Source organism: Streptomyces sp. NPDC055287, assembly GCF_053646035.1.
This window is the reverse complement of sequence record NZ_JBSHNE010000013.1, coordinates 170,518-196,749: the sequence shown is the minus strand read 5'-3', so window position 1 is coordinate 196,749 and position 26,232 is coordinate 170,518. Positions and strand designations below refer to the sequence as shown.

The window sequence follows — 26,232 nt, the reverse complement described above, 5'->3', positions numbered from 1 at the left end:
GGTTACTGCTCCCTCTGAGCTGGTACGGGGCCGGGGTGTACGGGCGGGAAGTCGGCGGATTCGGTGCGGTGTACGTCGAGGGTGCGGCCGGGGGTGAGGCGTACGACGAGGTGGCGGCGCCAGGTGCCGTCGTCGCGGTCGGGGCGGTCCTCACGCCAGTGGCAGCCGCGGGTCTCCTCGCGGGCGCGGGCGGCGGCGACCAGGACGCGCGAGACGAGGAGGAGGTTGGTGGCCTCCCAGGCGTCCACGCCGGGCTCGGCGTCCTTGGCGTCGTTCCCGTGCGGGTCGTCCTGGCCCTGGTCCGCTTCGGCGGCCGCGCTGCGGTACAGGGCCTCCAGGGCGTCCGCCGCGCGGTCGAGGCTGGCGGCGGAGCGGAGCACTCCGGCGCCCGCCGTCATGATCCGCTGGATCTCGATGCGGGTGGCCGGGTCCAGGAGCGGCCCGGGGGCGTCCTCGCCGGCCACGGCGGGGCCGGGGGTTGCAGGGTGGGCCGCGATGTCATCGGCGATGCGTTCCGCGAAGACGAGGCCCTCGAGGAGCGAGTTGGAGGCCAGCCGGTTCGCGCCGTGCACGCCCGTGCAGGCCACCTCACCGCACGCGTAGAGCCCCGGGACCGTCGTACGGCCACGGAGGTCCGTCCGTACGCCGCCGGAGGCATAGTGCGCCGCCGGGGCGACCGGGATCGGCCGGGTGACCGGGTCGATGCCGTGGGAGCGGCAGGCCGCCAGGATGGTCGGGAAACGCGACTCCCACATCTCGGCGCCGAAGTGGCGGGCGTCGAGGTACATGTGCTCGGTGCCCTGCTCGCGCATCCGCCGCATGATGCCCTTGGCGACGATGTCGCGCGGGGCCAGTTCCGCCAGCTCGTGCTGCCCGAGCATGAAACGGACGCCGTCCGCGTCGACGAGGTGGGCGCCCTCGCCCCGTACGGCCTCGGAGACCAGCGGCTGCTGGCCCTCGGCGTCCGCGCCGAGGAAGAGCACCGTCGGATGGAACTGGACGAACTCCAGGTCCGAGACCTCCGCGCCCGCGCGCAGGGCGAGCGCGACGCCGTCACCGGTCGAGACCGAGGGGTTGGTGGTGGCCGAGAAGACCTGCCCCATGCCGCCGGTGGCGAGGACGACGGCGGGCGCGCGGACGGCACCGACACCGTCGTGCTGGCCCTCGCCCATGACGTGCAGCGTGACGCCCGCCGTGCGTCCGTCGGCGTCCGTGAACAGGTCCAGGACCAGGGCGTTCTCGATCGTACGGAGAGAGGCGGACCGTACGGCCTCGACGAGCGCCCGGGAGATCTCCGCGCCCGTGGCGTCGCCGCCGGCGTGGGCGATGCGGCGGCGGTGGTGGCCGCCCTCGCGGGTGAGCTGGATGACGCCCGACTCGGGGTCGGTGTCGAAGAGGGCACCGGTGTCGATCAGTCGGCGTACGGCGTCGGGGCCCTCGGTGACCAGAGTCCGTACGGCTTCCTCGTCGCACAGGCCCGCGCCCGCGACGAGCGTGTCGTCCAGATGCTGTTCGGGGGTGTCCCCGTCGCCGAGGGCGGCGGCTATGCCGCCCTGTGCCCAGCGCGTGGAGCCGTCGTCCAGGCGGGCCTTGGTGACGACGACCGTACGCAGGCCGGCGGCGGTGCAGCGCAGCGCGGCGGTCAGGCCGGCGACGCCGGAGCCGACGACCACGACGTCGGCGTCGACGGTCCAGCCGGGCGCGGGGGCCTTCAGCCGTATACCGGTTCGGGTCATGCCGGAGCTCCCTGCTCGCCGGCCTCGTCGTCGGCTTCTTGGACGAAGGTCAGCTGGATGTTGTCGATGAGGCGGGTGGCGCCGACCCGGGCGGCCACCGCCAGGATCGCGTCGCCGCTGTAGTGGCCGCGGATCTCGGTGAAGTCGGACGGGTCGACCAGGGCGACGTAGTCGAGGGCGAGCGGCGGGTCGTAGCGCCCGGCTTCGTCCAAGACCGTGGCCGCTGCCGCCCGGACGGCCGCCGGACCGCTGAGGTCCGCGTGGCCCGCCTGCTCGACGGCGTGCGCGTCGGCCGCCGCACGCGCCTCGCCGATGCCCGCGAGGGCGGCGACGCGGGCGGGGGTCGTCACCGCTCCCTGGGCCACCGCACGGGCGTGCAGGGCCTCCAGGGCGATGAGCCGGTCGCGGGCGGCGAACAGCGCGCGAGAGAGGGCGAGCGCGGTGCGGCGCTCGGTGGGCGAGAGGTAGCGGTTGCGGCTGGACAGAGCCAGGCCGTCCTCCTCACGGACCGTCGGCACGCCGACGATCTCGACGGGGAAGTTCAGGTCGCGCGCCATGCGCCGGATGAGGGCGAGCTGCTGGGCGTCCTTCTGCCCGAAGAAGGCGACGTCGGGGCCCGTCAGGTGGAGCAGCTTCGCGACGACGGTCAGCATGCCGTCGAAGTGGCCGGGGCGGGACGCCCCTTCGAGGCGCTCGCCCATCGGCCCGGCGGTGATACGGACCTGCGGTTCGCCGCCCGGGTAGACCTCGTCGACGGACGGGGCGAACACGGCGTTCGCACCGGCCTGTTCGGCGAGGACGAGGTCGGCGTCGAGGCTGCGGGGGTAGCGGTCGAGGTCCTCCCCGGCGCCGAACTGGAGCGGGTTGACGAAGACGGTGACGACGACGAAGCCCCTGGGCCCGACATGCCTGCGCGCGGCGCGGATCAGCGTCGCGTGGCCCTCGTGCAGGGCGCCCATGGTCATGACGACGGCGGTACGGCCGGGGGCGCCGGAGCGGTCCAGTACGTTCCGCAGGGCTTCGCGCGTGGGGACCAGCTCGAAGGTGCCGCTCATCGGTCCTCGTCCTCTCCCGGGGTCGCTCCCGGGGTCTCTCCCGTGGGGTTGGCGCCGTCGGCCAGTACGTCCAGCAGGTCCTCGGCGAGCTCCGGCTTGAGCAGCCCGTGCGCGAGGGCGCGGTCGGCCGTCGTACGGGCCATGGCGAGGTAGCCGGCCACGGCCTGCGGCGCGTGCTCGCGCAGCTCCGCGACATGGGCCGCGACCGTTCCCGCGTCGCCGCGTGCGACGGGCCCCGTCAGGGCGGCGTCGCCGGAGCGCAGGGCGTTGTCGAGGGCCGCGCCGAGGAGCGGTCCGAGCATCCGGTCGGGGGCCTCGACGCCTGCCGTGCGGAGCAGCTCCATGGACTGGGCGACCAGGGTGACCAGGTGGTTCGCGCCGAGGGCGAGGGCCGCGTGGTACAGCGGACGGGACTCTTCGGCGATCCACTCGGGCTCGCCGCCCATCTCGATGACCAGGGCCTCGGCCGCGAGGCGCAACTCCTCGGGCGCGGTGACGCCGAAGGAGCAGCCGGCCAGCCGCTGTACGTCGACGGACGTGCCCGTGAACGTCATGGCGGGGTGCAGGGCGAGCGGCAGCGCGCCGGCGCGCAGGGCGGGGGCCAGGACGCGGGTTCCGTACCGTCCCGAGGTGTGCACGATCAGCTGTCCCGGGCGTACGGCGCCGGTCTCGGCGAGTCCCTCGACCAGACCCGGCAGGGCGTCGTCGGGGACGGTCAGCAGCACGAGCTCGGCGCGGGCCAGAACCTCGGCGGGAGTGACCAGCGGGACGTCGGGCAGGAGCGTCGCCGCCCTGCGTACGGACGCGTCCGAGACGCCGGAGACGGCGACCGGGCGGTGGCCCGCGAGCCGCAGCGCGGCGGCGAGTGCGGGGCCGACCCTGCCGGCTCCGACCACGCCGACGGTGAGGCGGGCGGGGCGGTCCCTGGCATCCAGGGGCTCATGTGCTGCGTTCACGTTCACGCGGGGACGGCCTTCCGTTCCAGTCCGCGGGGGGTACCGGACGATTTCTCGTCATGCTACGCCAGCGTTTCGTGCGGTTGCCTCACTGTCCACAGGCTGTGGGCAGAGGCCGCACGGTACGCGATGATCGGCTGATGACAGACACCAGTGAGCAGGAACAGCGTCGGCGCAGGCTCACCGCATGGAGCAAGTCCCGTCGCATCCTGTGGCGGGGCTCGGTGGAGTCGACGGTCGGCGAGCGGCTGGCGGCGCTGACGGCGGTCGCGGACGCGGGCTCCGTGTACGACCTCGACGAGTGGACCGACGTGTACGGCGACGGTGTCGTCGCCGAGCTGGAGCGTCGCGTCGCGCGGACGCTGGGCATGGAAGCGGCGGCCTTCTTCCCGACCGGGACGATGGCGCAGCAGGTCGCGCTGCGGTGCTGGGCGGGGCGTACGGGCAACGCGGCGGTGGCGCTGCATCCGCTGTCCCACCCGGAGAGGCACGAGGGTGGTGCGCTGTCGGTGGTGAGCGGTCTGCGTACGGTCCGTCCGACGGACGCGCCGCGGCTGCCGACGGCCGTCGAAGTCCGGGACTTCGACGAGCCGTTCGGCACGCTGATGCTGGAACTGCCGCTGCGAGACGCCGGTTTCGTACTGCCCTCGTGGGAGGAGCTGACGGCCGTCGTGGACGCGGCGCGGGAACGGGATGCGGTAGTGCACTTCGACGGCGCGCGACTGTGGGAGTGCGCCCCTCACTTCGGACGTACGCTCCCCGAAATCGCCGAACTGGCGGACAGCGTCTACGTGTCCTTCTACAAGTCACTGGACGCGATGTCGGGGGCGGTGCTGGCGGGGCCGGAATCCCTGGTCGCGGAGGCACGTACCTGGCGGCACCGGTACGGCGGGCAGGTCTTCCAGCAGTACCCCGCGGCGCTGTCCGCGCTGCTCGGTCTGGAGCGGGAGCTGCCACGGCTTCCGGAGTACGTCGCCCACGCGAAGGTGGTGGCAGCGGCGCTCACGGACGGCCTCCGTGCGGCCGGCGTGCCGTGGTTCCGGGTGCATCCCGATCCGCCGCACACGCACCAGTTCCAGGTCTGGCTGCCCTACCCGGCGGAGCTCCTGACGGAAGCGGCGGTGCGGCAGGCGGAGGAGACGGGCGTCACCCTGTTCCGGAGGTGGTTCGCGGACACGCCGCCGGGGCTGGCGGTGACGGAGGTGACGGTCGCTTCGGCCGGTCTGGAATGGACGGCGGAGGACGTGCTGGCCGCGGTGGCGGACTTCGCGGGGCGGCTGCGGGCGTAGGGGAGAGCCCGGCGGGGAACCGTGCCCGCCCGCTAACCGCACGTGCCGGACCCCGTACCGGCCACCGCTCGCGCGCACCCGGCCCGTGGGGCGCGGTTCCGGAGGGCGGAGGTGAAGAGTGCGGCCAGGGCGGCCCGGAGGCGGTGGGACCGGGGCGGGCGGCCCTCGATCACCGCGCGGAAGCGCTGGTAGTCGCGTACTTCCCGCACCACCTGCCAGTCGTCGAGTCCGGGCGCCGACGGAGCGGACGCGCCGAGCCGGGCGGCGCGAAAGGCATCGAGCATGTGCTGCTGAGTGGCGTTCATGCCCCAACCCTGCGCACCCCGCACCCCCCGACGCGCTTCGTTTGACGAGCCCCGTCAATCGACGGCCCGGCTGTCAGTGGCACCGGGCACGATGGACCCATGAGCGTGTCCATCGACATCACCGGCCTGCCCCCCGAGCGCATCACCTTCGAGACCTCCCCGCTGGCGGAGCTCGGCATGGCCCTGCACGCTCTGGCCGAGCCCGGCCACCACCCGGGGCTGCACGGCTGGGCGACCGCCGCCGCCGCGTCGCTGAAGCCGGACCTCGCCGACCGGATGAGCGAGGCGGAGTTCCTGTGGCGCAGCACGTTCTCGGACGTCTTCATGCCGTTCGCCGGCGTGCGCGGCGGCGACGGCAGGGCGGGCGCGACGCTCGGCGAGGACCTGGACGCGCTGGACCGGCTGGACGACGAGCGGTTCGTCTCCGCCGCCCTGGAGTTCACCTGCTCCAGTACGTACGGCATTCCGAGCCCCTCCCCGCTCGTCGACGCGGCGACGCGCGACCGGGCGCTCGACCTCGCCGCCGCGCGCGGGCCGAAGCAGACGGACTTCGCCCGCCGGCTGCTGGCCGACCCTGCGTCCGTCCGGGCCTGGCTGCGGCGGCTCTTCGAGGACTGCGACCAGGCGTTCTTCGCGGACACCTGGCGTCGCATACGGGTCCAACTGGCCGCCGACGCGCGGCACAAGGGCGAGATACTGCGCCGCAAGGGCCTCGCCGAGGCGCTGCACGCGGTCTCCCCCGCGCTGACGCTGGAGAAGAGCGACGGTGCCGGCGGGGTCAGGACCCGAATTCACGCCGACAAGCTGGCCGACGGCCGCACCAGCGCCGTCGGGCCGGACGGCGCGGGAGTCACCCTCGTACCGTCGAGTTTCGGCTGGCCGCATCTGTCGGTCCTGCACGCCCCCGGCTGGCGTCCGGTGATCCACTACCCGGTCGGCGCTCCCGAAGTGCCGTGCCCCGCTTCGGTCGAGCTGCTGAAGCTGCGGATGGAGGCGCTGGCCCACCCCATGCGCATGCGCCTGTGCCGGAACCTGGCCCGCTCGCCGTACACGACGGGTGAGCTCGCCGATTCGCACGGCATCACTGCGCCCGAGGTCTCCCGGCACCTGACGATTCTGCGGAAGGCCGGTCTGCTGACCACCCAGCGCCGTGGCCGCTATGTCCTGCACGGCCTGGACCTCCAGGTAGTGTCCCGGCTGGGCAGCGACTTCCTGGAGGGCGTACTGCGCTAGCCGGTCACTTGTCGATGTCGCCGACGACGAAGAAGAGCGATCCGAGGATCGCCACCATGTCGGCGACGAGCGTGCCCGGAAGCAGTTCCACCAGAGCCTGGATGTTGTTGAACGACGCCGAGCGCAGCTTCAGCCGGTACGGCGTCTTCTCGCCCTTCGAGACGAGGTAGTAGCCGTTGATCCCGAGCGGGTTCTCGGTCCAGGCGTAGGTGTGGCCCTCCGGGGCCTTCAGCACCTTCGGCAGCCGCTGGTTGATCGGGCCGGGCGCCAGGTCGGCCATCCGGTCCAGGCAGGCGTCCGCCAGGTCCAGCGCGTTGTGCGTCTGCTCGAGGAGGATCTCGAAGCGGGCGAGGCAGTCGCCCTCGGTCCTGGTGGCGACCTTGAGGGTGTCCTGGAGCTCGCCGTACGCCAGGTACGGCTCGTCGCGCCGGAGGTCGAAGTCGACGCCGGAGGCGCGGGCGATGGGGCCGCTCACTCCGTACGCGTGCACGGCCTCGCGCGACAGGATGCCCACGCCGCGCGTGCGGCCGCGGAAGATCTCGTTGCCGGTGACGAGGTCGTCGTACACGTCCATCCGGGACCGCACGTCCGCGACGGCCGCGCGGGCCCGGCCGAGCCAGCCCGCCGGGAGGTCCTCCTTGAGTCCGCCGACCCGGTTGAACATGTAGTGCATGCGGCCGCCGGAGACCTCCTCCATGACCGCCTGGAGCTCTTCGCGCTCACGGAACGCGTAGAAGACCGGGGTGATTCCGCCCAGTTCGAGGGGGTACGAGCCGAGGAACATGAGGTGGTTGAGGACCCGGTTCAGCTCGGCGAGGAGCGTACGGGTCCACACCGCCCGCTCCGGGACCTCCATGCCGAGCATGCGCTCGACGGCCATGACGACGCCGAGCTCGTTGGAGAACGCGGACAGCCAGTCGTGGCGATTCGCGAGCATCACGATCTGGCGGTAGTCACGGGCCTCGAAGAGCTTCTCCGCGCCGCGGTGCATGTAACCGATGACCGGCTCCGCGTGCTGGATCCGTTCGCCGTCGAGCACGAGCCTGAGGCGGAGGACGCCGTGCGTGGAGGGATGCTGGGGGCCGATGTTGAGCACCATGTCGGTGCTCTCCGCCGCGCCGCCGATGCCGACCGTGGTCTCCGTCATGCGGCCAGTATCCCTGGTGCCGGTCACGGCCGGGGCTCCGCCCCGGGCACCGGACCCGGCACGCCGGACGGGCCGGGAGCGTCCGGCGGGGACGAGTCCGCCCGCTGCGTCAGCCAGGTGAAGTCGCCCAGGCCGCCGCGTGCCGTCAGTTCCGCCGCCTCGCCCGCTCCCGACAGCGCCCGGACGTACGCCGCCGGGTCCGTGCTCGCCAGGGCCAGCGGCGGGCGGCCGGCCGTCACGCCCAGGCGGTGCAGCGCCTCCCGCTGCCGGAGCAGCTCCGCGCCCGGCAGCGCGCACGCGTCCATCGCGACGTGGGCCGTGATGTCGCACGTACCGTCCGGGACCGGGCGCACCTCCCGGCCCGCCCGGAAGCCGGTCAGCGTGCCGAAGGGGGGCCGCGCCGTCCGCTCGTGCGCGTAGTCCACCGCGACCGCCAGGCCCGCGTCGAGCGTCGCGACCGCCGCCGCCCACGCCGCGTCGCGCGGGCGGCCGATCTCCGCCCGCAGACCGGGCTCGCCGCCGGGCGGCAGCGGCCACCAGCGCGCGAGCCAGTCCGCGTCCGGCCCGGTCACCGCGTCACCCAGGCGCTCCTCGCCGTCCCGGCGCCGGACCTGGACGTACCGCGCGACACCGTCCGCGTCGGTCTCCGCCACGTCCACCGGAACGTTGTCCAGCCACTCGTTCGCGAACAGCAGCCCGGTCACGCCCTGCGGCGGCTCCTCGAGCCACTCGATGCGGTGATCCAGACCGGCCTGCCGGGGCGCGCGGTCCACTCCGCACGCCCTCACGCGCGCCGACAGCTCCGGAGGCAGCGCGGCCAGTACCGCCGACAGCAGCTCCCCCCGCCCGGCCCCCACGTCGACCAGCGCGAGCTCCGGGGGTCGCCCCAGCGACGCGTCCACGTCCCCGAGCAGGCGCGCGACCGCTCCGGCGAACAGGGCGGACGCGTGCACCGACGTACGGAAATGGCCGGACGGCCCCGGCCCGTCGGGGCGCACATAGAAGCCCCCGGGACCGTACAGCGCCTGCTCCGCCGCCTCCCGCCACCCATGCCACTCATCCGTCACGGCACCAAGTCTCCACCTTGGGGAGTAGGCTCCGGCCCACCGGATCGCCCCTCCGGTTGACCCCTGCACCTATTCGTTTTCCCTACGCTGGGTTACGTGCAACGCCTCTACGATTTCATCCGCAGGCACCCGACGAGTGTCGACAGCTTCTGGGCTGTGATGCTCTTCGGGTTCTCCATGCTGTGGGCCGTGCAGGCGTCGATGGGCACCGAGCCACGCATCGCGGCCGTCCCGATCGTCGCACTGCTCTGCCTCGTGGTGGCCCTGCGCCGCCGGGCGCCGGAGAAGATGCTGCTGCTGGCCGTCCTGATGGGCGTCGCGCAGCTCGTGTTCGACGTGGAGGTCAATCCGGCCGACTGGGCCATGCTCGTCATCATCTACACCGTCGCCGCGAGCGACGGGCCCCGCTGGGCCTCGCGCGTCGCGCTCATCGGCGGCCTCACTGCGGCTCCGCTCGCGCAGCTGCGCTGGCCCGCCGACAAGGACGGCACGGTTCTCCCGTCCATATTCTTCGCGATCGTCATGGCCCTGCCGTTCGCTCTGGCGTGGGTTCTCGGCGACTCGATGCGGACCCGGCGCGCGTACTTCGCCGAGCTGGAGGAGCGCGCGGCCCGGCTGGAGAAGGAGCGGGAGGCCCAGTCGAAGGTGGCCGTCGCCGCCGAGCGGGCCCGTATCGCCCGCGAACTGCACGACGTCGTCGCACACAACGTCTCGGTGATGGTGGTCCAGGCGGACGGCGCGGCGTACGTCATGGACGCCTCGCCCGCGCAGGCCCGGCAGGCGTTGGAGACGATCTCGACGACCGGCCGTCAGGCGCTCGCCGAGATGCGGCGGCTGCTCGGCGTGCTGCGGACCGGCGAGCACCAGGAGAGCGGCGAGTACGTACCGCAGCCCGACGTCCAGCAGATCGAGGACCTCGTCGAGCAGGTGCGCACCGCCGGGCTCACCGTCGACTTCAAGGTCGAGGGGACGGCGCGGCCGCTGCCGAGCGGGGTGGAGCTCACGGCGTACCGCATCGTGCAGGAAGCCCTCACCAACACCCGGAAGCACGGCGGGCCCGATGCGGGTGCGAGCGTCCGGCTCGTGTACTTCGACGACGGGCTCGGCCTGCTCGTCGAGGACGACGGCCGGGGCGCGGCGCACGAACTGTACGAGGACGGCGGAGCGGACGGCCGGGGCCACGGCCTGATCGGCATGCGCGAGCGCGTCGGTATGGTCGGCGGCACGCTCGACGCGGGGCCGCGGCCGGGCGGCGGCTTCCGGATCAGCGCGCTGCTGCCGCTCAAACCCGCCCACTGAGCCGCCATTTCCACCCCGGTTACGCCGACGAAAGGCACCCCACCCCATGTCCATCCGCGTGATGCTCGTAGACGACCAGGTGCTGCTGCGCACCGGCTTCCGGATGGTCCTGGCCGCCCAGCCGGACATGGAGGTCGTCGCGGAGGCCGGCGACGGGGCCGAGGCGATCGAGGTGCTGCGTTCCGCGGCAGTGGACGTCGTTCTGATGGACGTACGGATGCCGAGGCTGGACGGGGTGGAGGCGACGCGGCGGATCTGCGCGGAGCCCGATGCGCCGAAGGTACTGATCCTGACCACGTTCGACCTCGACGAGTACGCCTTCTCCGGGCTGAAGGCGGGGGCCAGCGGCTTCATGCTGAAGGATGTGCCGCCGGGTGAGCTGCTGGCCGCGATCCGGTCGGTGCACAGTGGCGACGCGGTCGTCGCGCCCTCCACGACGCGGCGCCTGCTGGACCGCTTCTCGCCGATGCTGCCGAGCACGGGCAAGGAGACGCAGGCCGTCGACACCGCACTGGCACGGCTGACCGACCGCGAGCGCGAGGTGATGCTGCTGGTGGCGCAGGGGCTGTCGAACGGGGAGATCGCGGCGCGGCTGGTGCTGTCGGAGGCGACGGTCAAGACGCATGTCGGCCGCATCCTGACCAAGCTCGGCCTGCGCGACCGGGTCCAGGTGGTGGTGCTGGCGTACGAGTCGGGGCTGGTCCGGGCGGGCGGCCACGGCGGGCCGGTCGCGGGATAGGGCGCGCCGCGGCGCGGGGCTCGTTCCGCCGACCGTGGAAGCTGCCCGGGTTGCCTGCCCCCGGCCGGCGTCCGGAGCCGGTCAGGAGATCGCGCTGCGCAGGACCGCCACGTCGAGCTGTTCCGTTTCGTCATGGGCCGTCAGGTCGATGACCTGGCCCACCGTCCGGCTCTCCCCCTGCCGGTGCGCGTCGGCCAGCGCCTCTTCGCCCACCACGTCCGCGAGGTCCTCGTTCTGGACGGCTTCGATCGCCGCGGCGGCCGACTTCTGGGTGCCGAAGAAGTCGAAGCCCCCCTGCGTGCGTGAGGCGCGGCGGCGCTCGGCGGAGTACGGAACGACCGCGGAGGCGGCCGCGACACGGCGGGGAACAATGGCGGACGACGGGCGAGCGTGCTCCGTGGAGGGCACGGCGTCGCTACCGGCGGCCGCCTCGTGCTTCCCCTCCGGCTCCTCCACCCCACGGCCCCGCGCCTCGCGCGACTTCCGCTTTTCCTGCTCCGCCGCGTTGCGCGACAGCTTGTCCAGCGCCATGGACGCCCGCAGATACGCGGACGGCGTCGGCGTGCCGGAGGCGGCGGGCAGGGCCTTGGCGGGGGCCGCGGCCTCGATCGCCAGCAGGCGCCGGCCTTCCAGCGCGCTGGCCCGCTCGGTCTCGGCGGTGGCGTAGCGACGCAGCAGCGCGGCGTGCTCGCCGCGCAGGGCGGCCAGTTCGACCCGCTTGGCCCGAAGCTTCACGTCGAGCTTGGCGCGCAGCTCGCGCGACTCCTCGATGTCCGACTCCAGGTCGGCTATTCGCTCTTCGGTCTTCCACTCGTCGCTCGCCCGCGCCCGCGTCAGCTCCGCGACGCGCCGACCCGCCTCACGGTCCCAGCCGCGCATCAGGACCGCGCCGGTGACCGCCGCGGCCGCGGCCGCCGCGACCAGGCCGCGCAACACCACCGGTTCCGCGAACAGCCAGGCACCGGCGGCGCAGAGTATCGACGCTCCGGCGACCGCGGAAGGCGGAAGGATCCTGTGCAGGGGTGGCGAATGGCGGTGGCGTCCACGTGGCATGGCCTGAAATTTACCGTGCGTAGACGGCGGATGGGGCCCCGCCCGGCAATCTGTTCCCGGGCGGTTACCCAATTCCTTACGCGGGCTACTTCTTGAGCAGCCCCTTGGACTCCAGGTACTCCTTCGCGGCATCGGCCGGCTTCGCCCTGTCGGCGTCGATCTTGCGGTTCAGCTCCACCAGATCATCGGTCGTCAAGACCTTGGTGAGCTTGCCGAGAGCGTCCGCGATCTCCGGCGCTCCGGCGTCCTTCGCATTGACCACCGGCAGTACGTTGTCGGCGTTCTGGAGCTTCTTGTCGTCCTCCAGGAGTACGAGGCCGAAGCCCTCCAGCGTGGCGTCGGTGGTCGTCGTCAGCACCAGCTGATCGGCGCCGTCCTTCACCGCCTGCTTGGCCTGCGGGGTGCCTACGCCCTTGGGGTCGACGCCGGTGACGTCGATCCCGTACTCCTTCTTCAGGCCGGGTGCGCAGAAGGGCCGGATCTCGCACTCGTCGCCCGCCGCGATCTTCACCTTGAGCTTGGACTTACCAAGATCGGAAAGTGTCTTGAGGCTGTTCTTCTCGGCGTATTCCTTGCTCACCGCGAAGGCGTTCTGGTCGACGGCCTGGCCGGCGGGCAGCGCCTTCAGTCCGCGCGGCTGCGCGAGCTTCTCCAGTGCCGCGAAAGTGGCGGTGACATCGCTGGACGCGACCGGATTCTTCTCGGGCGCCTTGGGGCCGTTCGCCTTCGCGTTGAGGAATTCGGCAAGCGTAGCGGCGTATTCCGGTACGACGTCGATCTCGCCCTTCTCCAGGGCGGGTTCGTACAGTTCGCGGTTTTCCACCGTCTTGATGGACGTCGCGTATCCGGCCTCGGAGAGGACCTGGGCGTAGAGCTCGGCCAGCACCTTGGACTCGGTGAAGCCGGCCGAACCGACCACCAGCGAGACCTTCTTGCCATCCCCGCTCTTGGCCGCGCCGCCGTCCTTGTCCTTCTCCAGGCTCTCGCCGCCGCACGCCGCCAGCCCGCCGGCCAGCGCGATCGCCGCCACCACCGCACCCGCTGTGCGCGAAGTCCTGCTCATGAGGTTCACCATCCAAGAGAAATAAGAAGAAGGAAGAGGAAAGACGAGAGACATCGTCAGGCCGTCCGCCGCACCGCGCCGCGCCGCCGCATCGGGTCGAGCAGCCGGTCCGCCGCCACCAGCAGGCCCTCCACCAGCAGCGCGAGGCCGGCGACCAGCAGCGCGCCCGCCACCACCTGGGGCGTGTTGTACGTGTTGAAACCGGCCGTGATGATCCGGCCGAGGCCGCCCTCGCCCGCCATGGCGGCGAGCGTGGCCGTGGCCACCACCTGAACGGCCGCCGACCTGAGCCCGGTCATGACCAGCGGGTACGCGAGGGGCAGTTCGACCCGTACGAACAGCTGCCACCCCGACATGCCCATCCCCCGCGCCGCCTCCACGACGGCCCGGTCCACCTCACGCATGCCGATGTACGCGTTGGTCAGCAGCGGCGGCACGGCGAACAGCACCAGCGCGATGATCGTCGGCAGGTCACCCTGCTTGCCCAGGGGTGTGAGCGTCAGCAGGATCAGCACCGCGAGGGTGGGGATCGCCCGCCCCACGTTGGAGAGGTTGATGGCGAGCGCCCCGCCCCGGCCCAGATGTCCGAGCCAGAGCGCCACCGGCAGGGCGATCAGACAGGACAGCAGCAGGCACACGCCGCTGAAGTACAGATGCTCGGCCAGCCGGTTCCAGACGCCGCTCTCGCCCTGCCAGTGGGCGGCGGTCGCCAGCCACGTGAAGGCTTCCCCGATCGCACCCATGGATCAGCCGGCCTTCGCGACGCGGGTGGCACGGACGGGAACCCGGCCCGTACATATGCGGGGCGTACGCGACGCCCTGGTCCACGGGGTCAGCGCCCGCTGCAGGCCGAGCAGCAGCAGGTCGGCCACGACCGCCAGCAGCACACAGATCACCGAGGCCGTGAGCACCTGCGCCTTGAAGAGGGAGTCGAGGCCGTCCACGATCAGCGTCCCCAGCCCGCCGTACCCCACGATCGCGCCGACCGTCGTCAGGGCGACCGTCGACACCGTCGCTATCCGCACCCCGGCCAGCAGGGCGGGCAGCGCCAGCGGCAGCTCGACCTCCCACAGCAGCCGTCCGCGGCCGTACCCCATGCCCAGCGCGGCCTCCCGCGCCTCCGCGGGCACGGCTTCGAGCCCGGCCAGGATGTTCCGCACGAGGACGGTCAGCGAATAGAGCACCAGGCCGGTGACCACCACGGCCGCCGAGAGCCCGAACACCGGGAGCAGCAGCGAGAACATCGCCAGCGAGGGGACGGTGTACAGCACGGTCGTCAGGCCGAGGACGGGGCCCGCGAACCTGGACCTGCGGCCGTCCCGGCCTCGCGCGAGCAGGGCCAGCGGAAAGGCGATCAGCAGGCCGATCGCCACCGAAACCAGGGTGATCCACACATGCTGGACGGTCGCGTCGGTCAATTCCTGGCCGCGGGAGCGGACGTACTCCCCGCAAATCCAGTCGTTCGCCGTCAGACAGCTCCGGCCGCTCATGCCGCCCCACCTCCCCCGAGACCCCGAACTTATGTCTGACGACCATATCCCCGGCCACTGACAACTGCCGGGACCTGCCACCTTCCCGCAACATGGTCGTGACACCGGACCGGCCACAATGGGGAATCATGATCCGATTCGAGCACGTCACCAAGCGGTACGCGGACGGCACCATCGCCGTCGACGACCTCTCCTTCGAAGTCGCCGAGGGCGAACTGGTCACGCTCGTCGGGCCGTCCGGCTGCGGCAAGACCACCACCATGAAGATGGTGAACCGGCTGATCGAGCCGACCGACGGCCGGATATTCCTCGACGGGGACGACATCGCCACCATCGATCCCGTCCAGCTCCGCCGCCGTATCGGATACGTCATCCAGCAGGTCGGGCTCTTTCCCCACAAGACCGTGCTGGACAACACCGCGACCGTTCCCCACCTTCTCGGCGTCAAGCGCGCCAAGGCCCGCGAGCGCGCCGCCGAACTCCTCGACCTGGTCGGCCTCGACCCGTCCGTCCACGGCGACCGCTACCCCGACCAGCTCTCCGGCGGCCAGCGCCAACGCGTCGGCGTGGCCCGAGCCCTGGCCGCCGATCCGCCCGTGCTGCTGATGGACGAGCCCTTCGGCGCGGTCGACCCGGTGGTCCGCGAGCACCTTCAGAACGAGTTCCTGCGGCTCCAGTCCCAGGTGCGCAAGACCGTCCTCTTCGTGACCCACGACATCGAGGAGGCGGTGCGCCTCGGTGACCGCATCGCCGTCTACGGGCACGGCAGGATCGAGCAGTTCGACGCCCCGGCCGCCGTCCTCGGCGCACCCGCCACGCCGTACGTCGCGGACTTCGTCGGCGCCGACCGCGGGCTCAAGCGCCTGTCCGTCACGCCCATCGAGCCCGGCGACCTGGAGCAGCCGCCGATCGTCCACCTCGACGACCCGGTCAGGAAGGCGGCCGCCGAGCTGGCCGCCGAAGGGGCCCGTTGGGCCGTCGTCCTCGACAGCGCCGACGACCTGCACGGCTGGATCTCCGCCGAGCAGCTCCGTACGGCGAGCGGGACCGTACGGGAACACGCGCGCCGCATGGAGGCCTGGCTGCCCGTCGGGGCCTCCCTCAAGCAGGCCTTCTCCACGATGCTCCAGCACGACGCGGGCTGGATCGCGGTCATCGACAAGGAGAGCGCGGGGCGTTTCCTCGGGGTGCTCACACCGGCCCGTCTGCACGAGGCGCTGCGCCGTTCCATCGACGCCGACGCGCAGGACGTTCCCCGTACCGCGGTGGACGTGGAGTCCGTCAGCCCGTCCGTCGTCTCGGCCGTCAGCTCGCCCTGAGCCTGCCGCTCAGCCACTCCATGGCGGCCGGTATCTCGCGCCGCCAGGTGCCGAAGTTGTGGCCGCCGCTGTCGAGGGTGATCGAGGAGACCCGCGCGGGCGGCCTCACCTTCCCGACGAACCTCATCGTGTCCGCGAGGTTTTCCTCGCCCTCCTTCGAACTGGTCACCAGGAAGGAGGTGTTCGACGGCTTCACGTGGTCGAGGCTCCAGAACAGGTCGGCCCGGTTCCGCTCGCCGCTGTCGCCGTGGAAGAGGTCACCGGTCGTCGGGTCCTCGGCGGCCCGGTAGTACGCCGAGAGGCCGGCGCCCGCGCCGAACGTCCCGGGGTGGTGGACGGCGAACTTCAGGGCGCAGTAGCCACCGGTGGAGTTCCCGATGACGCCCCAGTTCCGCGGCCTGGTGCCCACCCGGTACGACTCCGACACCGCCTTGGGAATGTCCTTGGCGAGGAAGGTCTCGGTCTGCGGGCCCCGGGGCACGTTCACGCACTCGGTGTCCCGCGGCGGCGCCACGGTCGGCCGCAGCATCACCAGGATCATCGGCTGCATCCTGCCCGCCCGGGCCTGGGTGTGCGCCGTTCTCGGGTAACGCAGCCCCTTGAGCAGGTTCTCGGGCGTGCCCGGGTAGCCGGTGAGCACGAGGGCCGCGGGAAAGGTCTTCGCGGCGTACCGCGGCCGGAAATACTGGGGCGGCAGATAGACGTAGGCCTGGCTGGCTATCTTCGAGTGCTCGCCGGCTATGACGACCTTCTGTATCTGGCCTCCCACCTCCGGCTTCGATCCGCCCTTCACATCCATGCCCTGCTTGTCGACGACCGTGAGGTCCCTGGCGCCGGCCGAGTGGTCGACGACCACACCGAGTTCCGTCTCCCGGCCGAAGAGGTCCGTCCAGGAGCCGTAGAAGAGGAAGGATTTGTTGGCGGCGAGACCGAGCGTGGCGAACAGCGTCAGCTGGGTCACGAGCAGCAGACCGACGCGCCCCAGTACGGCGCGCCAGTTGCGGCCCGCCAGGCGCGGCCAGAGCAAGACTGTGGCGATGAACAGCACCACTGCCAGAAGGGCGGCAAGTGCCAGAACCTTGTTGCTGGTGAGGCCCATGATGAGGTGGAAGCTTTCTGCCTGAGAATTTCCCGGGGAGCGAGTGAACCCGCTCCCCGGCTGCGCCGTCCTAGAGGGCGCAAAATGTCCGGCTGCTTCGGCCCAAGGGCAGAAATTTCTCTCGCGGAACCACGGGAAGCGATGTCTATCAGGCTAGATGGGGATGAAACCGGAGCGGTTCCCGGTCGGGTACGGCGGATCCTCCGGGGTCCGAGGCCCGAACGCGTGCCCTCCCTGGTCGGCACGGCCTGCGCGGTCCTGGGCGTCCTCGACATCGCCGCCGGCGTCTTCCCGCGCTTCAGGCACAGCCGCATGCACGCCGCCGTGGAGGTACTGCCCGGGGCGCTCGGTCCGTTCGCGGCCGCTCTCGCGATCAGCGCGGGCGTACTGCTGCTGCTGCTCGCGCACGGCCTCAAGCGCCACAAGCGGCGCGCCTGGCGGGCCGCGGTGGTCCTGCTGCCCGCCGGTGCGGTGGCGCAGTTCGCGTACCGCCACTCGGTCATCGGCGTACTGATCCCGCTCGCGCTGCTCGCGCTCCTGCTGCGCCACCGGGGCGAGTTCGCGGCCCTGCCCGATCCGCGCAGCCGCTGGAAGGCGCTCGCGAACTTCTTCCTCGTCGGCTCCGGTTCGCTCGCGCTCGGCCTGGTCATCGTCAGTTCGCACCCGGCGAAGGTCGTCGGCAACCCGAGCGTGGCGGAGCGTCTGGAGCACGTCCTGTACGGGCTCTTCGGCTTCGAGGGCCCGGTCGACTACGCGGACCGGGTGTCCTGGACCGTCGGTTACTCGCTCGGCGCCCTGGGCCTGCTCACCGCCGTCACCACCATCTACCTGGCCCTGCGGCCCGAGCACCCGGCGGCCCGCCTCACCGCCGAGGACGAACAGAGGCTGCGCGCGCTGCTGGCCAGGCACGGCGGCCGCGACTCCCTCGGCCACTTCGCGCTGCGCCACGACAAGGCCGTCGTCTTCTCCCCCAGCGGCAAGGCCGCCGTGACGTACCGCGTCGTCTCCGGGGTGATGCTCGCCAGCGGCGACCCGATCGGCGACGTGGAGGCCTGGCCGGGCGCCATCGAACGCTTCATGGACGAGGCCAAGGCCCACTCCTGGACCCCCGCCGTGATGGGCTGCAGCGAGACCGGCGGCGAGGTGTGGACCCGGGAGACCGGGCTCGACGCGCTGGAGCTCGGGGACGAAGCGGTGGTGCGCGTGCCGGATTTCTCCCTCGCCGGGCGCGCCATGCGGAACGTACGCCAGATGGTCAAGCGCATTGAGCGGGCCGGCTACGAGACCCGCGTACGCCGCGTCCGTGACCTCGGCGAAGCCGAGCTGGACCGCATCCGGCGGGCCGCCGCCGACTGGCGCGGCACCGACACCGAGCGCGGTTTCTCCATGGCGCTCGGCCGCATCGGGGAGCCCGGCGACGGGGACTGCGTGATCGCCACGGCCCACAAGCCGGACGCGACGGACGGCGGGTACGGCGTCGCGCATTCGCCGTACGGCGACTTGAAGGCCGTACTCCACTTCGTGCCGTGGGGGCCGGACGGCATGTCGCTGGACCTCATGCGGCGCGACCGCTCCGCCGACCCCGGTATGAACGAGCTGCTCATCGTCGCCGCGCTCGCGGCCGCTCCCCGGCTGGGCGTCGACCGCGTCTCGCTCAACTTCGCGATGTTCCGCTCGGCCCTCGCCCGCGGCGAGAAGATCGGCGCGGGACCGGTGCTCCGCGTCTGGCGCGGTCTGCTGGTCTTCCTCTCCCGCTGGTTCCAGATCGAGTCGCTGTACAAGTTCAACGCCAAGTTCCGGCCATCCTGGGAGCCGCGCTTCGTGGTCTTCCGCGCCACCCGCGACCTGCCGCGCATCGGCTTCGCCGCGATGCAGGCGGAGGGCTTCGTCACGCTGGCCCTGCCCCGCCCGTTCGCCCGCCGGTTCGCGGCGGGCCGGCGGCGGCCGTGCGCCCACCTCGAACAGGTGCGGGTGCGCCACGAGGCCGGGCAGCCGGCCGCCTGATCCACTTCCGTCAGCCGACGCTGATCGCGATCTTGCCGCGGGTGTGGCCCTCCATGCTCAGCCGCAGGGCGTCGGCGGTCTTCTCCAGCGGGAAGACCGCGGCGACCTCGACGGCCAGCGCGCCACGCTCGGCCAGCTCCGTCAGCGCCGTCAGGTCGGCGGCGTCCGGGCGGACGAAGACGTAGCTGCCGCCGAGGCCCACGACGGCGCCGTCCGCGACGGACGCCAGCCGGCCCCCGGGTGCGAGCAGTTCGGGCGAGACCTTGAGCGCTTCGCCGCCGACGAGGTCGAGCACGGCGTCGACGCCCTCGGGCGCCAGCGCCTTGACGCGATCGGCCAGCCCGTCGCCGTACGACACCGGGACGGCCCCCAGGGAGCGCAGGAAGTCGTGGTTGCGCTCGCTCGCCGTGCCGATGACCCGGGCACCGAGGCTGCGCGCGATCTGCACCGCGAGCGCGCCGACACCGCCGGCCGCCGCGTGCACCAGCACGGTCTCCCCCTCGGCGACCTTGAGCCGGTGGACGAGTGCCTGGTACGCGGTGAGGCCGGCCAGCGGCAGCCCCGCCGCCGCCTCGAAGGTGAGGTTGGCGGGCTTGCGGGCGAGCGTGCGCACGGGGGCGGCGACGTACTGGGCGAATGTGCCGCGGGAGACGAAGTCCTCACGTACGTACCCGATGACCTCGTCACCCGGTGCGAATTCGGTCACTCCGACGCCCACTTGCTCCACGACACCGGCGACGTCCCAGCCGGGCACGACGGGGAAGACCGCGTCGAGCGCGGAGTCGAGATAGCCCGCCTGGATCTTCCAGTCGACCGGGTTGACCGAGGCGGCCCTGACGCGGACCAGGACGGCGTCCGGACCGACCTTGGGGTCCTTGACGTCCGCGTACTCGAGAACGTCCGGGTCGCCGTACGTGCGGTAGATGATCGCCTTCATGGGGGTACTCCTGTGAGGTGACGTGGTGCCTGGAGGGAAATTGCTTGAGCATCTCAAGCAACAAGAAAGACCGTAGACCTCAATCTTTGAGATAGTCAAGCTTCACGCGGTAGGCTGGTGCCATGGCACAGACGATCCGGACGATCCCCACCAAGGCCCAGCTGATGGCGCGGCTCGCCGACTCCTTCAGCGGGTACTACGGCGACTTCTCCCTGGCCGCCGCCGACGCGGGCCTCAGCGCCAGCCAGGCCAAGACCCTCGGAGTGCTGCGCACGGCCCCCGCCTCGATGCGCGCCCTCGCGAGCACGCTGGCCTGTGACGCGTCCAACATCACAGGCATCGTCGACCGGCTGGAGAAGCGCGATCTCGTACGCCGCGAGGTCAGCCCCAACGACCGCCGCGTCAAGAACGTCGTCCTCACCCCCTCGGGCGAGGAGACCGTGGACGCCATCAGGGCGCGCATGGAGACCACCCACGCCGCCCTCGACGCCCTGGACGACGCGGACCGCGCCGCGCTCTACGAACTCCTCGGCCGCGTCTTCTGCGGTTCGCGCGGTCCTGGCACCACCACCTGACGCCTACGCTGGACGCATGAGTACGTTGCGCACACGTGGCCGGATCGAGGGTCTGCCGGAGTGGGACCGCTGTGCGGTGATGGGGGTCGTCAACGTGACGCCCGACTCCTTCTCCGACGGCGGGCGCTGGTTCGACACGACCGCCGCGGTCAAGCGCGGACTGGACCTCGTCGCCGAGGGCGCCGACCTGATCGACGTCGGCGGCGAGTCCACCCGCCCCGGCGCCTCGCGTGTCGACGCCGACGAGGAGCTGAAGCGGGTGATCCCCGTCGTGCGCGGCCTCGCGTCGGAAGGCGTCACCGTCTCGGTGGACACCATGCGCGCCGCCGTCGCCGAGCAGGCGGTCGCGGCGGGAGCCGTCCTGGTCAACGACGTCAGCGGCGGCCTGGCGGACCCCGCGATGATCCCCGCCGTCGCCGCGGCCGGAGCACCCTTCGTCGTGATGCACTGGCGCGGCTTCAGCGAGCAGATGAACAGCCGTGCGGTGTACGCCGATGTGGTCGGCGAGGTCGTGTCCGAACTGCGCGCCCGCATGGAGGCCGTCGTCGCGGGCGGCATCGCCCCCGAACGCATCGTCATGGACCCGGGCCTCGGCTTCGCCAAACAAGCCCCGCACGACCTGGCGCTGGTCGCCCACCTCGCCGAGCTGCGCGCCCTCGGCAGGCCCCTCCTGGTGGCCGCCTCCCGCAAGCGGTTCCTCGGCCACGTGCTCGCGGCCGACGCCGGTGAGGGAGCCACTCCGCCGCCCGCCCGCGAGCGCGACGCCGCCACCGCCGCCGTCTCCGCCATCGCCGCCCATGAGGGCGCGTGGGCGGTGCGCGTCCACGAGGTACGGGCCACCGCCGACGCCGTACGGGTCGCCAGGGCCGTGGAAGGAGCCCTGTGAGCCGCGCGCGCACGGACGCCGAGCAGGTCGAACTGGCCAACACGGCGTTCTACGAGGCCGTGGAGCGCGGCGACTTCGAAGAGCTGTCGGTGCTCTGGCTGGACGACGAGATCTCCTGCGTCCACCCGGGCTGGCCGGTGCTGTCGGGGCGCGGCGAGGTGCTGCGCTCGTACGCCCTGATCATGGCGAACACGGAGTACATCCAGTTCTTCCTCACCGACGTGAAGGTGACGGTCCTCGGCGACACCGCCCTGGTGGTCTGCACCGAGAACACGCTCAGCGGCGGCCCGGCGGAGGAGGCGGGCGAACTGGGCCCGCTGGTCGGCCAGCTGATCGTCGCCTCCAATGTGTTCCGTCGCACAGAGGACGGCTGGAAACTGTGGTCCCACCACGGGTCCCCCGTTCTGACCGAAAACGGTGAAGAAGAGGACGACGAGACACCCGCCTGAGTGGGTAGGGGCCTGTGGAAGGTTCGCGTCCGGAGCCGTTGGGTATGGGCGGCTACCAGCCCCAAGAGGTTCTGTCCATAGCCCCCGTGGGCGCCCGGTGTCGGCGCTCGCAGGTAGATTCGGGTGAGGGTGACACGCCGACCGCACTCGGCGGGCGCCCTTGTTCTCTACGACAGCAGGAGTGATTCGCGTGGATCGTGTCGCGCTGCGCGGCCTCAAGGCCCGTGGGCACCACGGCGTGTTCCCCCGGGAGCGCGAGGAAGGCCAGACCTTCATCGTGGACCTGGTTCTCGGCCTCGACACCCGCCCCGCGGCGGCCGACGACGACCTGGCGAAGACCGTGCACTACGGCGTCGTGGCGGAGGAGGTCGTGGACGTCGTCCAGGGCGAGCCGGTCGACCTGATCGAGACACTCGCGGAGCGGATCGCCCAGCAGTGCCTCAAGCACGGTGGGGTGAAGGAGGTCGAGGTCTGCGTCCACAAGCCGGACGCCCCGATCACGGTCCCCTTCGACGACGTGACCATCACCATCACCCGGAGCCGAGTATGAACCGCACACAGAGCGACCCGACCGTGCAGCCGGTGCCCGCCTCCGTGGTGGAACAGGTGGATGCCGCCGACATCACGCTGTCCAACCCCAAATGGGCCGTGATCTCCCTCGGCTCGAACCTCGGCAACCGCCTGGAGACCCTCCAGGGCGCCATCGACGCCCTGGAGGACACCCCCGGCCTGCGGGTCAAGGCCGTCTCCCCGGTGTACGAGACCGAGCCCTGGGGCGTCGACCCCGGCTCCCAGCCGTCGTACTTCAACGCGGTCGTCGTCATCAGGACCACCCTGCCCCCGGCCTCCCTGCTGGAGCGCGGCCAGGCCATCGAGGAAGCCTTCGACCGGGTCCGGGAGGAGCGCTGGGGCCCGCGCACGATCGACGTGGACATCGTGGCGTACGCCGATGTGGTGTCCGAGGACCCGATCCTCACCCTGCCCCACCCCCGCGCCCACGAGCGCGCCTTCGTACTCGCCCCGTGGCACGACGTGGACCCGGAGGCCCAGCTGCCGGGCCGCGGCCCCGTCGCGGATCTGCTGAGCGGCGTCGGCGCCACCGGCGTACTCGTACGCCCCGATCTGGAACTCCGTCTGCCCGAGTAGTCGTTAGGCTGACGGACGGCATCGACCGGACGAATGATCGTGACCGTATGTGAGGGGCTCTCTCGGTGAAGCAACTTCGGCTCCGGGTACTGGCCGGTCTCTTCGCCGTGGCAGGCGTCCTCTCCTGGGGCGGCGCGCGCCTGTGGGACGCGGTCGGCACACTGCCCAGCGTGCCGCTTGCGGCCCCCGTCGTACTGGCCGTGATCGCCGTCGTCCTCCTGGCGACCGCGCTCTCGATCCGCTCCAGGCTGCGCGCCCAGCGTGAGCGCCGGCCCGGCGCGAAGGGCGTGGAACCGCTGATGGCCGCCCGCGCGGTGGTTTTCGGCCAGGCGAGCGCGCTCGTCGCGTCCCTGGTCTGCGGGACGTACGGCGGTGTGGGCGTCTATCTGCTGAACAGCCTCGACGTGCCCGCCCGCCGCGACCAGGCCATCTACGCGGGCCTGGCCGTCCTGGCGGGCGCGGGCGTCGTCGCGGCGGCGTTCTTCCTGGAGCGGGTCTGCAAGCTCCCGGACGACGAGGAGACGGGCGCGGCCCCCACCTCCTGAGGCCGGGCCCCCACCGCCCGGGGCGGGTACCCCGTCGCCCGAGGCGGATCTCAGCGAGCCATGATCAGGCTCATCGCCTCGTTGCGCGTGGCCGAATCGCGAAGCTGCCCGCGCACCGCCGACGTGATCGTCTTGGCGCCGGGCTTGCGGATGCCGCGCATCGACATGCACATGTGCTCACACTCGATGACCACGATCACACCGCGCGGCTCCAGGATGTCCATCAGGGAGTCGGCGACCTGCGTGGTGAGCCGCTCCTGGACCTGAGGGCGGCGTGCGAAGACGTCGACCAGCCGCGCCAGCTTGGACAGACCGGTGATCTTTCCGCTGGTCGCCGGGATGTACCCGACGTGGGCGACCCCGCGGAAGGGAACGAGGTGGTGTTCGCAGGTCGAGAAGACCTCGATGTCCTTGACCAGGATCATCTCGTCGTGGCCCAGGTCGAACGTCGTCGTCAGCACGTCCTCGGGCTGCTGCCACAGTCCCGCGAATATCTCCTTGTACGCCCGCGCGACGCGCCCCGGCGTCGCCCGGAGCCCCTCGCGGTCCGGGTCCTCACCGATCGAGATGAGGAGTTCGCGTACGGCGTTCTCGGCCCGCTTCTCGTCGAACTCGCCAATGGTGCCTTCGCCGTCCAACGTCACCGGGTCGGTCATCTGTGCCTCGTTCCTGTGCTTTCACATGCCGCAAACGGGCGGAGTCATGAAAACGCCGCGTCCCCCAGGCTAAAACCTGGGGGACGCGGCGTTCATTCCGGGCCCCGCGCGGGGTCGGGACGATCAGCTCTCGGGGCGCTCCTCGGGGATCGCCTCGGTGGCCGGAGTGTCCACAGGGCCGGCCGTCACCGCGGGAGTCGCACCGTTGGCAGTGGCGCCATTGGTGAGAGAGAGCTCCTTCGGGGACAGCACCGGCGGCCGCGTGGACGGCATACGGCGGGAAGAACCGGTCCACGCGGGGCGGGCCGGGCGCTTCACGATCGGGCTGAAGATCTCGGCGATCTCCTCCTTGTTCAGCGTCTCCTTCTCCAGGAGGGCCAGAACCAGGTTGTCGAGAACGTCGCGGTTCTCGACGAGGATCTCCCACGCCTCGTTGTGCGCGGTCTCGATGAGCTTCTTGACCTCTTCGTCGACCAGCGCGGCGACCTCTTCCGAGTAGTCGCGCTGGTGACCCATGTCACGGCCGAGGAACGGCTCGGAGCCGTCCTGGCCGAACTTGATCGCGCCGAGGCGCTCGGTCATGCCGTACTGCGTGACCATCGCGCGGGCCGTGGTGGTGGCCTTCTCGATGTCGTTCGAAGCGCCCGTGGTCGGGTCGTGGAACACCAGTTCCTCGGCCGCACGGCCGCCCATCATGTAGGCGAGCTGGTCCAGCATCTCGTTGCGCGTGGTCGAGTACTTGTCCTCGTCCGGGAGCACCATCGTGTAACCGAGGGCGCGCCCGCGGGACAGGATGGTGACCTTGTGCACCGGGTCGCTGTTCGGGGAAGCCGCCGCGACCAGGGCGTGTCCGCCCTCGTGGTACGCGGTGATCTTCTTTTCCTTCTCGCTCATGATCCGGGTCCGCTTCTGCGGTCCGGCCACGACACGGTCGATCGCCTCGTCCAAGGAGTGGTTGTCGACCAGCTTCTTGTCCGTACGGGCGGTCAGCAGCGCGGCTTCGTTCAGCACGTTCGCCAGGTCGGCGCCGGTGAAGCCGGGGGTACGACGGGCGACGGCCCGCAGGTCGACCTCCGGCGTGACCGGCTTGCCCTTCGCGTGCACCTTGAGGATCTCGAGGCGGCCCAGCAGGTCCGGACGGTCGACCGCGATCTGCCGGTCGAAACGGCCCGGGCGCAGCAGCGCCGGGTCGAGGATGTCGGGCCGGTTGGTGGCGGCGATCAGGATGACGCCGCCCTTCACGTCGAAGCCGTCCATCTCGACGAGCAGCTGGTTCAGCGTCTGCTCGCGCTCGTCGTGACCGCCGCCCATGCCGGCACCGCGGTGCCGGCCGACGGCGTCGATCTCGTCGACGAAGACGATCGCCGGAGCGTTCGCCTTGGCCTGCTCGAAGAGGTCGCGCACGCGGGAGGCGCCGACACCGACGAACATCTCGACGAAGTCGGAACCCGAGATCGAGTAGAACGGGACACCGGCCTCACCGGCGACGGCACGCGCGAGCAGCGTCTTGCCGGTACCGGGCGGGCCGTACAGCAGCACACCCTTGGGGATCTTGGCGCCGACGGCCTGGAACTTCGCCGGCTCCTGGAGGAACTCCTTGATCTCGTGGAGCTCCTCGACCGCCTCGTCGGCGCCCGCCACATCGGCGAACGTCGTCTTGGGGGTGTCCTTGGTGATGAGCTTGGCCTTGGATTTCCCGAACTGCATGACCCGGGAGCCGCCACCCTGCATCTGATTCATCAGGAACAGGAAGACGACCACGATCAGGACGAAGGGGAGCAGGGAGAGCAGGATCCCGACGAACGGGTTCTGCTTGGAGGGGGAGACCGTGTAGCCCTTGTCGATGTCCCCGCTGTCGAACTTCGACTGCAGCTTGTTGGCGAGCGCGACGCCCTGGTCGCCGATGTAGCTCGCCTGGATCTTGCTGCTGTCCTTGACCTTCTGGCCGTCCTTCAGCTCGACCTTGATGACTTGTTCGTCACCGGTCGTCAGCTTGGCCTGCTTGACCTGGTTCTTGTCGATCGCCTGGACGACCTCGGCAGTGTCCACCGTCTTGTAGCCGCCGGACGAGCCGACAACCTGCATCAACACGACCACGGCGAGGACGGCCAGCACGATCCACATGACCGGCCCACGGAAGTATCGCTTCACGTCCATCCATACGGGGCGGTAATCGCCCCGTCC

General features: G+C 71.4%; 26 protein-coding genes. 12 read left to right on the top strand and 14 right to left on the bottom strand.

All coding sequences use genetic code 11. The annotated features are described in order from the left end of the window. Positions 1–2 precede the first annotated feature (2 nt). The 3 genes from ACWIHY_RS22135 to ACWIHY_RS22125 are packed head-to-tail and all read right to left on the bottom strand — an operon-like array spanning position 3 to position 3,753. Positions 3–1,736 carry an L-aspartate oxidase gene (locus tag ACWIHY_RS22135; RefSeq protein ID WP_454377378.1) on the bottom strand — a complete coding sequence of 578 codons (1,734 nt, stop codon included), beginning with the start codon at positions 1,734–1,736 and terminating at the stop codon, positions 3–5. Beyond that, on the bottom strand, positions 1,733–2,791 hold the full coding sequence (gene panC, locus ACWIHY_RS22130; RefSeq protein ID WP_454377377.1) for a pantoate--beta-alanine ligase: 1,059 nt from the start codon (positions 2,789–2,791) through the stop codon (positions 1,733–1,735). The genes ACWIHY_RS22135 and panC overlap by 4 nt, the downstream gene beginning before the upstream one ends. Next, on the bottom strand, positions 2,788–3,753 hold the full coding sequence (locus ACWIHY_RS22125) for a Rossmann-like and DUF2520 domain-containing protein (protein ID WP_454377376.1): 966 nt from the start codon (positions 3,751–3,753) through the stop codon (positions 2,788–2,790). Before ACWIHY_RS22125 ends, panC begins: the two co-directional genes overlap by 4 nt. Positions 3,754–3,887: 134 nt before the next feature. Between ACWIHY_RS22125 and ACWIHY_RS22120 the strand changes: the two genes are divergently transcribed. Further along, entirely contained in the window at positions 3,888–5,036 is a 1,149-nt protein-coding gene (locus ACWIHY_RS22120) for a threonine aldolase family protein (protein ID WP_454377375.1), read from the top strand. Between the two features lie 32 nt (positions 5,037–5,068). On the opposite strand, the gene ACWIHY_RS22115 is transcribed toward ACWIHY_RS22120, so the two are convergent. Beyond that, positions 5,069–5,341 carry a hypothetical protein gene (locus tag ACWIHY_RS22115; RefSeq protein ID WP_454377374.1) on the bottom strand — a complete coding sequence of 91 codons (273 nt, stop codon included), beginning with the start codon at positions 5,339–5,341 and terminating at the stop codon, positions 5,069–5,071. 105 nt (positions 5,342–5,446) lie between these two features. Here ACWIHY_RS22115 and ACWIHY_RS22110 point away from each other — a divergent pair, with 105 nt between their 5' ends. Then, positions 5,447–6,574 carry a DUF5937 family protein gene (locus tag ACWIHY_RS22110; protein WP_454377416.1) on the top strand — a complete coding sequence of 376 codons (1,128 nt, stop codon included), beginning with the start codon at positions 5,447–5,449 and terminating at the stop codon, positions 6,572–6,574. Between the two features lie 4 nt (positions 6,575–6,578). Here ACWIHY_RS22110 and ACWIHY_RS22105 read toward each other — a convergent pair whose 3' ends face one another. Both ACWIHY_RS22105 and ACWIHY_RS22100 read right to left on the bottom strand, forming a co-directional pair. Beyond that, a complete protein-coding gene (locus tag ACWIHY_RS22105; protein WP_454377373.1) occupies positions 6,579–7,721 on the bottom strand; it encodes an NADH-quinone oxidoreductase subunit D in 1,143 nt (380 codons plus the stop codon). Positions 7,722–7,744: 23 nt separating this feature from the next. Next, positions 7,745–8,788, bottom strand: coding sequence for an SAM-dependent methyltransferase (locus ACWIHY_RS22100; RefSeq protein WP_454377372.1), 1,044 nt, complete (start codon positions 8,786–8,788; stop codon positions 7,745–7,747). Positions 8,789–8,884: 96 nt separating this feature from the next. Between ACWIHY_RS22100 and ACWIHY_RS22095 the strand changes: the two genes are divergently transcribed. Both ACWIHY_RS22095 and ACWIHY_RS22090 read left to right on the top strand, forming a co-directional pair. Next, on the top strand, positions 8,885–10,087 hold the full coding sequence (locus ACWIHY_RS22095; RefSeq protein ID WP_454377371.1) for a sensor histidine kinase: 1,203 nt from the start codon (positions 8,885–8,887) through the stop codon (positions 10,085–10,087). 46 nt (positions 10,088–10,133) lie between these two features. Continuing rightward, the gene (locus ACWIHY_RS22090; protein ID WP_454377370.1) at positions 10,134–10,826 is read left to right on the top strand and encodes a response regulator; all 693 of its coding nucleotides are present in this window, start codon (positions 10,134–10,136) and stop codon (positions 10,824–10,826) included. Between the two features lie 81 nt (positions 10,827–10,907). Here the strand turns inward: ACWIHY_RS22090 and ACWIHY_RS22085 are convergent, their stop codons facing one another. The 4 genes from ACWIHY_RS22085 to ACWIHY_RS22070 form a co-directional block, all read right to left on the bottom strand. Then, complete coding sequence (locus ACWIHY_RS22085) at positions 10,908–11,879, bottom strand: hypothetical protein (RefSeq protein ID WP_454377369.1); 972 nt, start codon at positions 11,877–11,879, stop codon at positions 10,908–10,910. Between the two features lie 85 nt (positions 11,880–11,964). After that, the gene (locus tag ACWIHY_RS22080) at positions 11,965–12,942 is read right to left on the bottom strand and encodes an ABC transporter substrate-binding protein (protein WP_454377368.1); all 978 of its coding nucleotides are present in this window, start codon (positions 12,940–12,942) and stop codon (positions 11,965–11,967) included. A gap of 56 nt (positions 12,943–12,998) precedes the next feature. Then, on the bottom strand, positions 12,999–13,685 hold the full coding sequence (locus tag ACWIHY_RS22075) for an ABC transporter permease (protein ID WP_454377367.1): 687 nt from the start codon (positions 13,683–13,685) through the stop codon (positions 12,999–13,001). 3 nt (positions 13,686–13,688) lie between these two features. Next, complete coding sequence (locus tag ACWIHY_RS22070) at positions 13,689–14,432, bottom strand: ABC transporter permease (RefSeq protein WP_454377366.1); 744 nt, start codon at positions 14,430–14,432, stop codon at positions 13,689–13,691. A 128-nt stretch (positions 14,433–14,560) separates the two neighbouring features. Between ACWIHY_RS22070 and ACWIHY_RS22065 the strand changes: the two genes are divergently transcribed. Next, positions 14,561–15,751 (top strand): ABC transporter ATP-binding protein, encoded by a 1,191-nt coding sequence (locus ACWIHY_RS22065; RefSeq protein WP_454377365.1) that lies wholly within the window; start codon positions 14,561–14,563, stop codon positions 15,749–15,751. Here the strand turns inward: ACWIHY_RS22065 and ACWIHY_RS22060 are convergent. Then, complete coding sequence (locus tag ACWIHY_RS22060) at positions 15,738–16,850, bottom strand: alpha/beta hydrolase (protein WP_454377364.1); 1,113 nt, start codon at positions 16,848–16,850, stop codon at positions 15,738–15,740. The two genes, ACWIHY_RS22065 and ACWIHY_RS22060, sit on opposite strands and share 14 nt — an antisense overlap. 141 nt (positions 16,851–16,991) lie before the next feature. Between ACWIHY_RS22060 and ACWIHY_RS22055 the strand changes: the two genes are divergently transcribed. Continuing rightward, positions 16,992–18,854, top strand: a complete 1,863-nt coding sequence (locus ACWIHY_RS22055; RefSeq protein WP_454377363.1) for a phosphatidylglycerol lysyltransferase domain-containing protein — start codon at positions 16,992–16,994, stop codon at positions 18,852–18,854. A 10-nt stretch (positions 18,855–18,864) separates the two neighbouring features. Here ACWIHY_RS22055 and ACWIHY_RS22050 read toward each other — a convergent pair whose 3' ends face one another. After that, positions 18,865–19,791, bottom strand: coding sequence for an NADP-dependent oxidoreductase (locus tag ACWIHY_RS22050; RefSeq protein WP_454377362.1), 927 nt, complete (start codon positions 19,789–19,791; stop codon positions 18,865–18,867). A 122-nt stretch (positions 19,792–19,913) separates the two neighbouring features. Here ACWIHY_RS22050 and ACWIHY_RS22045 point away from each other — a divergent pair, with 122 nt between their 5' ends. The 6 genes from ACWIHY_RS22045 to ACWIHY_RS22020 all read left to right on the top strand — a co-directional run bounded on the left by ACWIHY_RS22045 (position 19,914) and on the right by ACWIHY_RS22020 (position 23,392). Further along, positions 19,914–20,366, top strand: a complete 453-nt coding sequence (locus tag ACWIHY_RS22045) for a MarR family winged helix-turn-helix transcriptional regulator (RefSeq protein ID WP_454377361.1) — start codon at positions 19,914–19,916, stop codon at positions 20,364–20,366. 16 nt (positions 20,367–20,382) lie between these two features. Beyond that, positions 20,383–21,252 (top strand): dihydropteroate synthase, encoded by an 870-nt coding sequence (gene folP, locus ACWIHY_RS22040; RefSeq protein ID WP_454377360.1) that lies wholly within the window; start codon positions 20,383–20,385, stop codon positions 21,250–21,252. Beyond that, the gene (locus ACWIHY_RS22035) at positions 21,249–21,701 is read left to right on the top strand and encodes a nuclear transport factor 2 family protein (protein WP_454377359.1); all 453 of its coding nucleotides are present in this window, start codon (positions 21,249–21,251) and stop codon (positions 21,699–21,701) included. Before folP ends, ACWIHY_RS22035 begins: the two co-directional genes overlap by 4 nt. A gap of 190 nt (positions 21,702–21,891) precedes the next feature. Further along, positions 21,892–22,251, top strand: a complete 360-nt coding sequence (gene folB / locus ACWIHY_RS22030) for a dihydroneopterin aldolase (protein WP_454377358.1) — start codon at positions 21,892–21,894, stop codon at positions 22,249–22,251. Then, a complete protein-coding gene (folK, locus tag ACWIHY_RS22025) occupies positions 22,248–22,847 on the top strand; it encodes a 2-amino-4-hydroxy-6-hydroxymethyldihydropteridine diphosphokinase (protein WP_454377357.1) in 600 nt (199 codons plus the stop codon). The genes folB and folK overlap by 4 nt, the downstream gene beginning before the upstream one ends. Before the next feature lie 65 nt (positions 22,848–22,912). Next, complete coding sequence (locus ACWIHY_RS22020; protein ID WP_454377356.1) at positions 22,913–23,392, top strand: DUF3180 domain-containing protein; 480 nt, start codon at positions 22,913–22,915, stop codon at positions 23,390–23,392. Positions 23,393–23,442: 50 nt separating this feature from the next. Here the strand turns inward: ACWIHY_RS22020 and folE are convergent, their stop codons facing one another. Further along, complete coding sequence (gene folE, locus ACWIHY_RS22015) at positions 23,443–24,048, bottom strand: GTP cyclohydrolase I FolE (RefSeq protein WP_454377355.1); 606 nt, start codon at positions 24,046–24,048, stop codon at positions 23,443–23,445. A gap of 123 nt (positions 24,049–24,171) precedes the next feature. Then, positions 24,172–26,205 carry an ATP-dependent zinc metalloprotease FtsH gene (ftsH, locus tag ACWIHY_RS22010; protein ID WP_454377354.1) on the bottom strand — a complete coding sequence of 678 codons (2,034 nt, stop codon included), beginning with the start codon at positions 26,203–26,205 and terminating at the stop codon, positions 24,172–24,174. Positions 26,206–26,232 lie beyond the last annotated feature (27 nt).

Bases quoted from the DNA above. Each gene is read 5' to 3' on its own strand.
- ACWIHY_RS22135 (WP_454377378.1), bottom strand. From the start codon at position 1,736: ATGACCCGAACCGGTATACGGCTGAAGGCCCCCGCGCCCGGCTGGACC.
- panC (WP_454377377.1), bottom strand. From the start codon at position 2,791: ATGAGCGGCACCTTCGAGCTGGTCCCCACGCGCGAAGCCCTGCGGAAC.
- ACWIHY_RS22120 (WP_454377375.1), top strand. From the start codon at position 3,888: ATGACAGACACCAGTGAGCAGGAACAGCGTCGGCGCAGGCTCACCGCA.
- ACWIHY_RS22115 (WP_454377374.1), bottom strand. From the start codon at position 5,341: ATGAACGCCACTCAGCAGCACATGCTCGATGCCTTTCGCGCCGCCCGG.
- ACWIHY_RS22105 (WP_454377373.1), bottom strand. From the start codon at position 7,721: ATGACGGAGACCACGGTCGGCATCGGCGGCGCGGCGGAGAGCACCGAC.
- ACWIHY_RS22090 (WP_454377370.1), top strand. From the start codon at position 10,134: ATGTCCATCCGCGTGATGCTCGTAGACGACCAGGTGCTGCTGCGCACC.
- ACWIHY_RS22085 (WP_454377369.1), bottom strand. From the start codon at position 11,879: ATGCCACGTGGACGCCACCGCCATTCGCCACCCCTGCACAGGATCCTT.
- ACWIHY_RS22080 (WP_454377368.1), bottom strand. From the start codon at position 12,942: ATGAGCAGGACTTCGCGCACAGCGGGTGCGGTGGTGGCGGCGATCGCG.
- ACWIHY_RS22075 (WP_454377367.1), bottom strand. From the start codon at position 13,685: ATGGGTGCGATCGGGGAAGCCTTCACGTGGCTGGCGACCGCCGCCCAC.
- ACWIHY_RS22070 (WP_454377366.1), bottom strand. From the start codon at position 14,432: ATGAGCGGCCGGAGCTGTCTGACGGCGAACGACTGGATTTGCGGGGAG.
- ACWIHY_RS22065 (WP_454377365.1), top strand. From the start codon at position 14,561: ATGATCCGATTCGAGCACGTCACCAAGCGGTACGCGGACGGCACCATC.
- ACWIHY_RS22060 (WP_454377364.1), bottom strand. From the start codon at position 16,850: ATGGGCCTCACCAGCAACAAGGTTCTGGCACTTGCCGCCCTTCTGGCA.
- ACWIHY_RS22055 (WP_454377363.1), top strand. From the start codon at position 16,992: ATGTCTATCAGGCTAGATGGGGATGAAACCGGAGCGGTTCCCGGTCGG.
- ACWIHY_RS22050 (WP_454377362.1), bottom strand. From the start codon at position 19,791: ATGAAGGCGATCATCTACCGCACGTACGGCGACCCGGACGTTCTCGAG.
- ACWIHY_RS22045 (WP_454377361.1), top strand. From the start codon at position 19,914: ATGGCACAGACGATCCGGACGATCCCCACCAAGGCCCAGCTGATGGCG.
- folP (WP_454377360.1), top strand. From the start codon at position 20,383: ATGAGTACGTTGCGCACACGTGGCCGGATCGAGGGTCTGCCGGAGTGG.
- folK (WP_454377357.1), top strand. From the start codon at position 22,248: ATGAACCGCACACAGAGCGACCCGACCGTGCAGCCGGTGCCCGCCTCC.
- folE (WP_454377355.1), bottom strand. From the start codon at position 24,048: ATGACCGACCCGGTGACGTTGGACGGCGAAGGCACCATTGGCGAGTTC.
- ftsH (WP_454377354.1), bottom strand. From the start codon at position 26,205: ATGGACGTGAAGCGATACTTCCGTGGGCCGGTCATGTGGATCGTGCTG.